Here is an 11,429-nt window from a genome sequence, read left to right as displayed (position 1 = left end):
ATTCGCCGCGTGACTTGCCGGCGACAGCGCGAATCGCACGGCCCGACACACGGGCCGCCGGCAGGATCGCGCTTGCTGCCCCGATGTCGATCCAGACGCCTTTGCTCCTGATCAGCCGTAGAGCCGATAGAAGCGCGTCCAGTTGCTCACCATCCCACGCGATGCCGAGTGGTTCGCCCGACGCTGCCAGCTCGGTTTCGGAAACGGCGCGGAGGAGCGAAGCCGCTTACCGGTAGGTCCAGAGCCGGTGCAACACGAACGTGCTCGGCGGAATCAGCAGCGCGATCGCGACGATGCTCATCCCGCGGGACACGTCGAGCGCTTCGGCCGCCCGCGCGAGCAGCATCGTTTCGGCAAAGCCGACCAGTGTGACCGCGAGAAAGCGCACCATATTGCGCGTGCGCACCGTCGACGAAAAGCTCCACAGCGTATTCGCGAGATACGAGAACGCCGTCGCGCAGAGGAATGCGATTGCGTTCGCCGTCACCAGCGTCGCGTCGAACCATGCGAACATTGCCGCCGCGACCAGCGTGTGGATCGCGGTCGAGCAGAACCCGGACACGCCGAAGCGCACGAGCCGCGTGCGCTCGGCATAAAGCAGGGCGATCATGGCCGTGGGTGCGCGTCAGCGTGCGCCGAGCCGCGCACGGGTCGGCTGCACGCGCCGGCGTGCGTTCTGGCGGCGCGCATCGCGCGCGACCGGGAGCTCGATCACCTTGCTGTGCGCCTGGTAGCGGCGGCGGATCAGGTAGACGGGCCGTTGCTTCGACTCGTCGTAGATCCGCCCGATGTATTCGCCGACGACACCGATCCCGATGAGCTCGATACCGCCGATGAACAGCGTGACCGAGATCAGCGATGCGTAGCCGAGCACCGGATTGCCGAACAGCAGCGTGCGGAAGATGATGAACGAGCCGTACAGGAATGCGAGCGCGGCGATGCCGACACCGATGTAGGTCCAGCTGCGCAGCGGCACGGTGCTGAAGCTGGTGATGCCTTCCAGCGCGAAATTCCACAGCTTCCAGCCGGAGAATTTCGAGTGCCCGGCACTGCGCGCGTCGCGCTGGTACTCGACGATCACGGTCCGGTAGCCGACCCACGCGAACAGCCCCTTCATGAAGCGATGCCGCTCGGGCAGGTTGCGCAGCGCGTTCACGACCTTGCGATCCATCAGCCTGAAATCGCCGACGTTCTCCGGCAGTTTCACGTCCGACAGCATGTTGTGCACGCGATAGTAGATCGCGGCCGCCGTGCGCTTCGCGAACGAATCGCACGCGCGGTTGCTGCGCTTCGCGGCGACGACTTCTGCGCCGTCGCGCCAGTGTTCGATCATCACGGGAATCAGGCTCGGCGGATCCTGCAGGTCGGCGTCGAGCGGGATCACCGCGTCGCCGAGGGCTTCGTCGAGGCCGGCCGTCAGCGCGGCTTCCTTGCCGAAGTTGCGGGTGAGATCGATCACGCGTACGCGCCGCTCGCCGGTGCTGATCCGGATCAGCCGCTCGAGCGTGTCGTCGCGGCTGCCGTCGTTCACGCAGACGATCTCGAAACGGATCGCGTCGATCGACGTCATCAGCGGAATCACGACGTCGAAAAAGTGCTCGACGGCTTCGCCTTCGTTATAGAACGGCACGACCAGCGATACGAGCGGTGTGAAGAGTGGTTCCCGCATGATGATTCCCCTTGTGATGTCGCTTCACCGATGGGCGCCGATGGTCGGTCTGCCGGTGCGGCGCAGTTCGTACGCCGTGCGGTGGTGCGTTCTGGCCGGATGCGTGAACGCGGTTTCGGTCGAGTTGTCGTGTGCGTCCGGCATCGACGGCACGTCGTGTCGTTCGCGGGCGATCCGGCTGACGAGCAGCCCGAGCGACGCCAGCGTGACGAGCGGCATGAACTGGAACGACAGATGCGGCACGACGGCGAGGCCCGCGAGCGGCATCAGCCACAGCAGCACCAGCCATTCGCGATCGAAGCGACGCCAGCCGTGCGTCCACGCATAGCGCGCATACCACGCGATCACGATGCCGTACCAGGTCAGGTCGTAGTCGTACAGATAGGGGCTGACGAGCAGGCAGGCGCAGGCGAGGGTCGCGGCGCGCAGCGCATACGAGCACGCGCCGCGCCAGGCATAGACGACGGCGATGGCCGCGATCGATGCCGACAGCAGCTGAAGCCCGCTGGCGACGTAGGTGGGCCAGCCCGCCATCTCGGCGAGTGCGAACACGGTGGGCATCCGCGCGAGCTTCGCGTGGCCGGCGCCGATGACCTGGTAGACCTCGTGCATCCCGTGGGCGAATGCAATCCACGAGTCGGTGCCGAACGCGAGCGTGGCGAGCGCGACACAGGCGGCAATCGTTGCTGCCCACGCGGCCAGCGCACGCCACTGGCCGGCGCACAGCAGCGCGAGCGGGAGCAGGATGGCCATCTGCGGCTTCATCATCAGCATGCCGAAGCAGATCCCGGCCCAGACGGGGCGGCGATTCAGAAGCAGCAGGCCGAGGCCGCCGAGCGTGGCGGTAAACAGGCTGGTTTGCCCGACGATGACGGTCACGAAGGCGGCAGGGAAGGCCAGCGCGCACAGCCACGCGGTACCGCGCTGCACGGTCGCATGAATGACGGCGGCGAACAGCACGTACGTGATCCCGAGCCAGAGCACGACCGCCGCCATGTAGGGCAGCCAGCCCAACGGCAAGACCAGCAACAGCATGCTGGGCGGATAGAGCCACAGGAGTACGCCATCCTCGAGAGTCATTCCCGGAACGGCGATCTGCTGGATCGCAAACAACGCGTCGAAATGCCAGACGTCGGCGGCACGCCCGTGCGCGGCGAGCCATGCCGCGCTCCAGATGGCGGAGAAATCCTGCGACAGCGGGACCAGCACGGCGGCATGCTGGAAGGCCACCCGGGCAATGTAGATGCCGATGAACAGCAGTTCGGTCAGCAACACGCCGGCGGCATAGGCGCGCACGCGATCGCGATTGAGCCAGTGCGGATAGCGGCGCGGGCCGGCGATCGGGAGTTCCGGATGCACATCCATCGCAGGATGGGCATGGCGAACGGAAAGGGGCGTTTTCATCGTGCATTCCGCGGCGAGCGCTGTGCCGTGCGGCGAACGACGACGAACAGCACGGCAAGCAGGACGATCGGACCGATCTGCGGCAGCTTCATCAACCGGTTCAGCATCTCGAAGACGGGCAGCAGCCAGGCGAGCACGATCACGCCCTGGTCGCCGGGCATCCAGCCTTCGTCAAAGCCGTGGGCGATCAGGCAGAAGATCGCGATGCCGAGCCAGGTTAGTTCGTAGTGCCACAGATAGGGCGTAATCAGCAAGGTGGCGACGGACAGTACCGCGCCGCGCAAGCGCATGTCGGGCGTGCGGCGCCAGACGTCGACGGTCGCCGCGATCGCGAGCAGCGCGACCACCACCTGCGCGGCCAGCGCGACCGCCACCGATGCGCCCGCGAGCCGCAGCGCGGCGAACGGCGTCGGCGACGCGAGCCAGTACGACGGCAGCATGAAATGCTGGTCGCGCACCGTCGCCACGGCGTGGTCCAGCCCATGCAGCGCGCCGACACCGGTCAGCGCGATCCCGACCGCCGCGAACAGCGCCGCGCTGATTGCCGCGGCTCCGAACGCACGCCACGCACGCGCCGCGATCAGCGCGAACGGGAACACCACGGCCAGTTGCGGCTTGATCGCGAGCAGCCCGATCAACACACCGGCCGCGACCGGGCGCTTGCCGAGCAGATGCAGCGCGAGGGCGGCGATGCCGGCGGTCAGGATGCTGTTCTGGCCGAACAGTGCGGACAGGCACACGGCCGAGTACGCGATCACGACGAGCGCCGTGGCGCGCGGCACGGGAAGATGCGCGCGCAATCCCGACAACCGCGAGACGGCGAACGCGTAGCATAAAAGACTGCCCGCGGAAAAAAGGAGGTAAGCGGGCAGGAAAGGCACAAGGGCAACCGGCGCGATGAACAGCAACATCGTCGGCGGATAGAGCCAGGGGAGCGGCCGATGCTGCAGATACGCACCGAAGTGCGCGGTCTCGGCCAGCAGGAATGACGAAGGGTCGTAGGCCGATGCGGCATGGCCTTGCAACACGAGATGCGATGCGGTCCAGAAGACCGAGAAGTCGACACCCGGACGGGTCACGTCGCTCGATGTAAAGCCGTCGGTCACGACACCCCACAAGACCACCAGCGCGACGAAGAGCATCAGCATGATGCAGCTGTACGGAATGATCCGGTCGGCTGTCAGCCATTGAGCACAGCGGATGGCGCGAACGCGCGTCCCACGATTGGCTGTGTACATGATTCCCCGTCTGTGTGTAGAGGCTGCGTGGTCTGTCGCAGCCGTTTCATGTTGTCGTGCCTGCGGATCGAATCGCACTGAAATGGCGTTGTCCGGTGAATTCATTGTTGAAGAAAAAATCGCGTGATGCAAACCACGCACTGAAAGCCGGTATTTAGATTGCCCGGTGAGTCTCGCGAAAAGCGGTTTTTCAGGTATGAGTAATCGACGTGATCGGTATTTTTGTTTCTGCGTTGAAACATTCCGTCATTTTGACCGGTGCCGCATCCCGCCGATCGCGCGAAGTGCAGGTCGTCGAGGGCGTTCGGGAAAATCCTGAGTAAAAATTTTTGATCCTTGACGCAGCGCGGCTGTGGGCATTCCGGCTTACAACGCTTGCGGAAAAACCTATATCAATTCTGAAACATTTCCGGCATCGGGCCCCGGGCCGAAGAACACGGGCATCGCTGGAACCCTTGATGCGCCTGGATTCTGCCCGGGGTGGCCTGCTCTTTGCGTAAGCGTTGGCACGGCAGTCGACGCGGTGACGACCGGGCGGTTCCAGCAAAAGACAGACGGAACCAGCTTCGGAATCACCTGCGGAAAGGAAGGCCGGAGCGCGTCGGGGAATACGCAGCTCCAGGTCGATCACCCTCGCAATTTTGCGTCGAATGACCAACGAGACCCGGTATCGTCAGGGCAATAAGAAATCGGCATGGCAGCATATGGGGAATAAAAATGAAAGACCACAGCACAGTGCGGCTTGCAAACCGCGTTAAAGACACATTGCAGTTTTGCCGGGAGTTTGTCTCCCGTTCAACAGGATTCCATGCGTCGAACGGCCGTCGTGCCGTTCCGGTCGATCGGATCGTCCGGTTTATCCGGCCGGTCGCACCGTACACGCCTCTCTCGCTCTCTGCGTCATTGATACCCGTTCGCACGGACAGGGGTGTGTTTCCCCGTTCCCGCAGCTGAGCGACGCGTTCCGATTTTTCGAGTAGTGCCGGTGGTGCCCGTCCCGACGTCATGAGAGACGAAGGGTATTACGTAGCAGTCCGAATGGAGAGTGCTTATGAAAAGAATCATCGAAAAGATCGCGTGGTTTGTTCGGGATCAGGATGGCGTGACGGCCATTGAATACGGCCTGATCGCTGCACTGATCGCGCTCGGCATCGTCGCCGCGTTGACGACGATCGGTCAGGATCTGTCGACCGTGTTCAGCACGATCGCCTCGACTCTGGACTCGGCAGTAACAGCACTCTGATGGACGGTACGACGAACGACACATCCGAATCGCTCGTCGGCACCACACGGCAACAACACCCGACCTCGACGTATCGATGCACGGTCATCCGACCAGCCGGCACGCGAGGGCTTTGAAAGTGACCACGCAAGGAGATCATCATGTCCAAGTTCATTCAACAAGCCGCCCGTTTCGTTCGCGATGAAGACGGCGTGACCGCCATCGAATACGGCCTGATCGCAGCACTGATCGCAGTCGGCATCATCGTCGCAGTCACCGCGGTCGGCACGGAACTCAAGACCGTGTTCACCACGATCGCTGCCGATCTGACCTCGGCCGTTTGAGGCCGTTGACAAGCAGGACGTGCGGACGGCTCGGCCGGTGCAGCGTTCGAGCCGCTCCCACACTTCTGATCACCCGGAACCGGAGACCATCATGCAAGCCAGGGCGCGTATCGCAAGCCTCGGGATCGGCGACGAGCGGGGCGTGACGTCGATCGAGTCTGCATTCCTCGCGGCGACGTTCGCTGTTGCCGTGCTGGGCAGCGTCGTCACGCTGCGAGGTGCGCTTGCCGATACGTACGTGGTGATCGCAACGGCCGTCACGGCCGCCGCAGCCACCGCGCTGGCGATGGTCTCCTGATCCTTCGATCCGCTCCGCGAGGTTCGCCATGTTACTCGTTGCGCCGCCTTACCCGATTCCGTTGTGCGTGACGCTGCTCGCGGTCGCCGCGGCCGGCACGGACATCGCGGCCCGCCGCATCCCGAATCGCCTCGTCGCGCTCGGCTTGGCCGGCGCGCTGGTCGCCCAGTGCCTGCTGCACGGCGTCCTGGCGGGGGCACTCGGCTGGCTTGCCGGCGCCGCGACCGGCTTCGCGCTGCTGCTGCCGTTCTATCTGCTGCGCGGCATGGCGGCCGGCGACGTGAAGCTGATGCTCGCGATCGGCGCGTGGGTCGGCGCACACATGACCTTTTACATCGTGCTGGCCACCTTCGTGGCCGGCGGGATCGGTGCACTCGCGGTCGTGCTGATGCGCGGCCGGATGCGCCGGATGTGGGCAAACGTCCGCGCATTGATCGCGCGGCACGCGCAGGGCAAGGGTGCGGCGGCCACCGACGGCGCCGCGGAAATCACGTCGGTCGGCTCGCTGCCGTATGGCGTCGCGATCGCGGCCGGCACGCTGGCCATGTTGTTCGCGTCGTACGCATAGCGCGACGCATCCGCAACGAGGATGGAACGACCATGAACACGAACCATACCGAACCGAGACGCGACGCGCAGGTGGCCCATCTGCCCGATCCGTTGCCGTCGCGGGAGGCGCATACGAAGCTGGGCCCGCAATTGCCCGCGGCACCGCGCTCGCTCGACGACACGGGACTGAGCAAGACGTTCGTCGCCGGGCTCGTGCTGAAGTCGACGCTGATGCTCGGCCGCCCGTCGTACGGCGATCTGGTCGAGCGGCACTGCCTGCCGCTCGCGGTGCTCGACGACGTCTTTGCATTCCTGGTGCGCGAGCACCTCGTCGAACTCACCCATCGCGGTGCGACCGATCTCGACGTGACGTTCCGCCTGACCGACGCGGGCCGCGTGCTTGCGCTCGAGGAACGGGCGCGCAGCGGCTACAGCGGGCCGGCGCCGGTGACGCTCGGCGCCTATCTCGAATGCGTGGCCGCGCATTCGGTGCGCAAGCTGCACATCGGCCAGAGCGATGTGTGGGCCGCCTTCGAAGGCATCGTGATCGACACGGCGGTGCTCGACGCGGCGGCCGCGGCGCTGAACGCGGGCCGTCCGCTGCTGATCTACGGCCCGGCCGGCAGCGGCAAGACCTTCCTCGCCGAGCGGCTCGGCTCGCTGATGCACGGGTACGTGCCGGTGCCGCATGCGATCTGCGCGGCCGGCGAAGTGATCCAGATCTACGATCCGCTCGTGCATGTCGACGCGGCATCGCAACCCGGCGGCCAGTCGGTCGATCGCCGCTGGCGCCTGTGCGAGCGGCCGGTCGTGATGTCCGGCGGCGAACTGACGCTCGACGAGCTCGACCTGCGCCGCGACGAGGCCGCCGGCTTCTACCAGGCGCCGCCGCACATGAAGGCGAACATGGGCATGTACGTCGTCGACGATCTCGGCCGCCAGCGCGTCGAGCCGCGCGACCTGCTCAATCGCTGGCTGCGCCCGCTCGATCGCGGCGTCGATTACATGACGCTCGAATCCGGCAACCGCTTCGTGCTGCCGTTCGACGTCTGGCCGGTGTTCTCGAGCAACCTGTCGCCGGAGCAGCTGGGCGACGACGCATTCCTGCGCCGCCTCGGCTCGAAGCTGCACGTCGGCGCGCTGTCGATCGACGACTATCGCGCGTTGTTCGACGCGGCCTGCACGTCGCTGGGCCTCGTCGCGGCAAGCGATGCGTTCGACTACCTGCTGCATCGGCTGCACCTGCCGACCGGCAAGGCGTTTCTCGCCTGTTTCCCGGCAGACCTGTTGCGTCTCGTGGCTGCCGGCGCGCGTTACCGCGGCGATCCGCCCGAAGTGACGCACGACGGGTTGTACGACGCATGGGCGAGCTATTTCGGCGCAGCGCCTGAACGGGACGGCGGCCATCCGCCGCCCGTCGAGCGCGGCGGGCGGACCTACGTCACCGGTTGAGCGGTTTCTTTCACGATTCGTCGAGGAGCATTGCCATGAAAAACAGTCGAGCGGTCCTGATGCTGGTCGTCGCGATGGTCGCGGGTCTTGCCGCGGTTGTGTTCGCGTCCCACTGGCTGATGCAGACATCCACGAGCTCGGTCACGCCGGTTGCGGTGGCGGCCACCGACCTGAACCTGGGCGAACCGCTCGGGCCGAACCAGATCCGCATGGTGAGCTGGCCGTCGGGTAGCGTGCCGACCGGCGCGTTCACCGATACCAAGGCGCTCGAAGGGCGCGTGGTCCGCACCAGCCTGTCGCGGGACGAGCCGGTGATCGAGTCGAAGCTCGCGCCGGTCGGCACGAAGGGCGGGCTGTCCGCGGTGATCTCGGACGGCAGCCGCGCGATCACGGTGCGCGTGAACGATGTGGTCGGCGTCGCAGGCTTCGCGCTGCCGGGCAACTACGTCGACGTGATCGTCAACACGCAGGAACAGCAGGGCAAGACCGACGGGCAGAGCATCTCCAAGATCGTGCTCGAACACATCCTCGTGCTCGCCGTCGCGCAGCAGGTCAGCCGCGACGACACGGCGCCGAAGGTCGTCAACGCGGTCACGCTGGAAGTCACGCCCGACCAGGCCGAACGGCTCGACCTCGCACGCAGCGTCGGCACGCTGTCGCTCGTGCTGCGCAACCAGGTCGACCAGAAGACGCTGAACACCGACGGCGCGACCAAGCTGACGCTGCTCGGCAAGGAGCCCGCACCCGAAGCGCCGCCGGCACCGGTCCATGTGAAGACGGTACGCGTACACGTCGCATCGCACGCGGCGCCGGAAGTACGGCGCGACTGCGTCGGCGTGCTGACCGGCGTACGGGGCAGCGTCGAATGTTTCTGAAGCAGACCTATTCATCCAGATAAACAGATCGGCCGTCAGTGAGACACGGCGGCCTTGGAAGTCGATAACCGGCGCAGCGCCGGTCTCTCGGGGGATCAGACGAAATGAAGATCAAACCGCAATGCACAGGTACCGGCCCGCTGCGTACACGCGTCGCACGGGGCACGATGATGGCCGCGATCCTCTGTTCCGGATGGCTGACCGTCTATGGCGCACTGGCTCAGGAAGGTGTCGAGTCGGCCGTGCTGACGAAAGGCGGCGCCAGCGCGCCGGCCGCGGTCGGCAAGGGGCCGATGCAGATGACGATCAGCATGGCGCCGGTGGCGGCCGCCGCACCCGCCGCGTCGGCGGGACCGCTGCACGGGCCGAACTGCGTCGGCGCGGTGCGTGACTCGACCAGCGTCAGCGTGCCGCTCGGCAAGTCGCTGCTGGTGCCGATGCCGGAGCCGGTCCGCAATCGGACGATCGGCAATCCGGCCGTCGCGCAGGCCACGATGGTGTCGCCGCAGACGCTGTACATCCTCGGGTTGTCGGTCGGCACGACGAACATGATCGTGCAGGGCCGCAGCGGTGCATGCCGGGTGATCGACGTGGCAGTCGGCGCGGATGCCGGCGGCCTGCAGGCGTCGCTGCAGCAGCTGATGCCGAACGAGCGCGACATCCGCGTGACGACCGCCGCCGGCACGATCGTGCTGTCGGGCACCGTGTCGAGCTCGCAGGCCGCGCAACAGGCGGTGCAGATCGCGCGCGCCTACGGCGACAGCGCCGGCGACCCGGCCGCGGGCGGCAAGCAAGGCGGTGGCGGTGTGCTGAACATGCTGGCCGTCACGTCGCCGCAGCAGGTGATGCTCGAGGTGAAGGTGGCCGAGGTGTCGAAGACGCTGTTGAACCAGATGGGCAGCGCATTCAACATCCAGGGCGGGTTCGGTTCGTGGAGCGGCGCGCTGGTCAGCAACCTGCTGGCGGGGGTCGCGAGCGGGGCCGTCTTCAACAAGGCGAACAACAAGCCGTTCAGCATCGCGGCCGATGTGCAGAACACCGACAACCTGGTCAAGATCCTCGCGGAACCGAATCTCGTGACGATCAGCGGCCAGGAAGCGACGTTCCTCGCCGGCGGCAAGATCTTCATCCCGATCCCGCAGAGCAGCGGCAACGGCACGTCGTCGATCACGCTGCAGGAAGAGGAATTCGGCGTCGCGCTGAAGTTCACGCCGACCGTGCTGGCGAACGGCCGGATCAGCCTGAAGGTGGCGCCGGAAGTGTCGGAACTGTCGCAGACGGGCGTCACGCTGAGCTCGACCAACATCGGCGGCACGTCGATTCTGCCGCTGATCACGACGCGGCGCGCATCGACGACGGTCCAGATGAGCGACGGCGAATCGTTCGCGATCGGCGGGCTGATCAAGGACAACGTGACGGGCGCGCTGAAGTCGATCCCGGGTGTCGGCGAAGTGCCGGTGCTCGGCGCACTGTTCCGCAGCACGTCGTTCCAGCAGGACCGCACCGAGCTGATCTTCCTGATCACGCCGCACCTCGTGAAGCCGCTGCAGACCGCTGACGTGCCGTTGCCGACCGACAGCTTCTCGAAGCCGAGCGAAGCCGACGTGTATGCGACCGGCAACATGGAAGGCCGCGGTGGTGTTCGCAAGCCAGGCGCACAACCGGCGAACGGCTCAGCAGCTGCCCCGCAGGCACCGGCTCAGGCACCGGCTCAGGCACCCGCACCGGCGCCGCAATCGGACGCGCCGGCCGGCCCGGCCGCCGCGCTGCCCGCACCGCGCGCACCGCAAGGTGCGGACGCGCAGCCGCCGGTCCCGGCCGAGCCGCAGAAGGCGCCCGCGCCGGTGGCGGCCACCGTGCCGCAACCCGACGCGGCCAACGCGGCCCGCATCGCGCGCATCGAAGCCGCCGCCGCGCGCCTTGCCGCGGCCGGCTCCAACGCACCGGCCCGGCCGGCAACGCCGGCGCGACCGAAACAGCAGATCCCGGCGGCTGCGCACGCGCAGATCGCCCGCTCGGAATCCGAGTCCACCGATCGTTGATGCCATCCAAGGGGACACTCATGAAATCCGCCTACCTCGTATTCGTGCGCCGCGCGGCGCTCGCCGCACCGCTTGCCTTCGCGCTTGCCGGCTGCATGTCGTCGACCCCGGTGTGGGACACCCGCTTCGGCGAATCGGTCCGCGCCGTGACACAAGCCCAGATCATCGATCCGCATGCCGCCGATCACGCGGCTGCACCGATGGTCGGCGGCGGCGCGGCCACGTCGGCGCTCGACAACTACGACAAGTCGTTCAAGCAGATCGATCCGCCTGCCAATGCGTTCGTGATCGGCATCGGCAAGTCCAACCAGTAACGACGGCACGCCCAGGGAGAAC

Annotated in this window: 12 protein-coding genes; 8 read left to right on the top strand and 4 right to left on the bottom strand. The window is 66.3% G+C overall.

Features of this window, described 5'->3' with window-relative positions:
• Positions 1-226: 226 nt before the first annotated feature.
• From LGN19_RS14170 to LGN19_RS14155, 4 genes are read right to left on the bottom strand one after another with little or no spacing between them, the layout of a single operon-like run.
• Positions 227-610, bottom strand: coding sequence for a GtrA family protein (locus tag LGN19_RS14170; protein WP_226215341.1), 384 nt, complete (start codon positions 608-610; stop codon positions 227-229).
• 15 nt (positions 611-625) lie between these two features.
• Entirely contained in the window at positions 626-1,669 is a 1,044-nt protein-coding gene (locus LGN19_RS14165; protein WP_226215339.1) for a glycosyltransferase family 2 protein, read from the bottom strand.
• Positions 1,670-1,693: 24 nt separating this feature from the next.
• Complete coding sequence (locus tag LGN19_RS14160) at positions 1,694-3,073, bottom strand: glycosyltransferase family 87 protein (protein ID WP_226215338.1); 1,380 nt, start codon at positions 3,071-3,073, stop codon at positions 1,694-1,696.
• Entirely contained in the window at positions 3,070-4,311 is a 1,242-nt protein-coding gene (locus LGN19_RS14155) for a glycosyltransferase family 87 protein (RefSeq protein ID WP_174962597.1), read from the bottom strand. Before LGN19_RS14155 ends, LGN19_RS14160 begins: the two co-directional genes overlap by 4 nt.
• Positions 4,312-5,362: 1,051 nt before the next feature.
• Between LGN19_RS14155 and LGN19_RS14150 the strand changes: the two genes are divergently transcribed.
• The 8 genes from LGN19_RS14150 to LGN19_RS14115 all read left to right on the top strand — a co-directional run bounded on the left by LGN19_RS14150 (position 5,363) and on the right by LGN19_RS14115 (position 11,407).
• The gene (locus LGN19_RS14150) at positions 5,363-5,554 is read left to right on the top strand and encodes a Flp family type IVb pilin (RefSeq protein WP_122949903.1); all 192 of its coding nucleotides are present in this window, start codon (positions 5,363-5,365) and stop codon (positions 5,552-5,554) included.
• A 140-nt stretch (positions 5,555-5,694) separates the two neighbouring features.
• Positions 5,695-5,877: a Flp family type IVb pilin gene (locus tag LGN19_RS14145; protein ID WP_122949902.1), complete on the top strand. Its 183-nt coding sequence runs from the start codon at positions 5,695-5,697 to the stop codon at positions 5,875-5,877.
• A gap of 91 nt (positions 5,878-5,968) precedes the next feature.
• Positions 5,969-6,175, top strand: coding sequence for a Flp family type IVb pilin (locus LGN19_RS14140; RefSeq protein WP_226215336.1), 207 nt, complete (start codon positions 5,969-5,971; stop codon positions 6,173-6,175).
• 28 nt (positions 6,176-6,203) lie between these two features.
• Positions 6,204-6,743 (top strand): prepilin peptidase, encoded by a 540-nt coding sequence (locus LGN19_RS14135; RefSeq protein ID WP_226215334.1) that lies wholly within the window; start codon positions 6,204-6,206, stop codon positions 6,741-6,743.
• Between the two features lie 32 nt (positions 6,744-6,775).
• Complete coding sequence (locus LGN19_RS14130) at positions 6,776-8,176, top strand: ATP-binding protein (protein WP_226215332.1); 1,401 nt, start codon at positions 6,776-6,778, stop codon at positions 8,174-8,176.
• A gap of 35 nt (positions 8,177-8,211) precedes the next feature.
• The gene (cpaB, locus tag LGN19_RS14125; protein ID WP_122949898.1) at positions 8,212-9,051 is read left to right on the top strand and encodes a Flp pilus assembly protein CpaB; all 840 of its coding nucleotides are present in this window, start codon (positions 8,212-8,214) and stop codon (positions 9,049-9,051) included.
• A gap of 104 nt (positions 9,052-9,155) precedes the next feature.
• Positions 9,156-11,093: a type II and III secretion system protein family protein gene (locus tag LGN19_RS14120; protein ID WP_226215324.1), complete on the top strand. Its 1,938-nt coding sequence runs from the start codon at positions 9,156-9,158 to the stop codon at positions 11,091-11,093.
• Positions 11,094-11,113: 20 nt separating this feature from the next.
• Positions 11,114-11,407: a hypothetical protein gene (locus tag LGN19_RS14115; protein WP_122949896.1), complete on the top strand. Its 294-nt coding sequence runs from the start codon at positions 11,114-11,116 to the stop codon at positions 11,405-11,407.
• Positions 11,408-11,429 lie beyond the last annotated feature (22 nt).

The organism is Burkholderia sp. AU30198 (assembly GCF_020419825.1).
Classification (GTDB): domain Bacteria; phylum Pseudomonadota; class Gammaproteobacteria; order Burkholderiales; family Burkholderiaceae; genus Burkholderia.
Note: the sequence above shows the minus strand (reverse complement) of the source record. Positions and strands in the feature narration are given on the sequence as shown.

What these genes read in the sequence shown, in the direction of transcription:
- LGN19_RS14165 (WP_226215339.1), bottom strand. Translation starts at nt 1,669, where the DNA reads ATGCGGGAACCACTCTTCACACCGCTCGTATCGCTGGTCGTGCCGTTC.
- LGN19_RS14155 (WP_174962597.1), bottom strand. Translation starts at nt 4,311, where the DNA reads ATGTACACAGCCAATCGTGGGACGCGCGTTCGCGCCATCCGCTGTGCT.
- LGN19_RS14170 (WP_226215341.1), bottom strand. Translation starts at nt 610, where the DNA reads ATGATCGCCCTGCTTTATGCCGAGCGCACGCGGCTCGTGCGCTTCGGC.
- LGN19_RS14140 (WP_226215336.1), top strand. Translation starts at nt 5,969, where the DNA reads ATGCAAGCCAGGGCGCGTATCGCAAGCCTCGGGATCGGCGACGAGCGG.
- cpaB (WP_122949898.1), top strand. Translation starts at nt 8,212, where the DNA reads ATGAAAAACAGTCGAGCGGTCCTGATGCTGGTCGTCGCGATGGTCGCG.
- LGN19_RS14115 (WP_122949896.1), top strand. Translation starts at nt 11,114, where the DNA reads ATGAAATCCGCCTACCTCGTATTCGTGCGCCGCGCGGCGCTCGCCGCA.
- LGN19_RS14160 (WP_226215338.1), bottom strand. Translation starts at nt 3,073, where the DNA reads ATGAAAACGCCCCTTTCCGTTCGCCATGCCCATCCTGCGATGGATGTG.
- LGN19_RS14120 (WP_226215324.1), top strand. Translation starts at nt 9,156, where the DNA reads ATGAAGATCAAACCGCAATGCACAGGTACCGGCCCGCTGCGTACACGC.
- LGN19_RS14130 (WP_226215332.1), top strand. Translation starts at nt 6,776, where the DNA reads ATGAACACGAACCATACCGAACCGAGACGCGACGCGCAGGTGGCCCAT.
- LGN19_RS14145 (WP_122949902.1), top strand. Translation starts at nt 5,695, where the DNA reads ATGTCCAAGTTCATTCAACAAGCCGCCCGTTTCGTTCGCGATGAAGAC.
- LGN19_RS14150 (WP_122949903.1), top strand. Translation starts at nt 5,363, where the DNA reads ATGAAAAGAATCATCGAAAAGATCGCGTGGTTTGTTCGGGATCAGGAT.
- LGN19_RS14135 (WP_226215334.1), top strand. Translation starts at nt 6,204, where the DNA reads ATGTTACTCGTTGCGCCGCCTTACCCGATTCCGTTGTGCGTGACGCTG.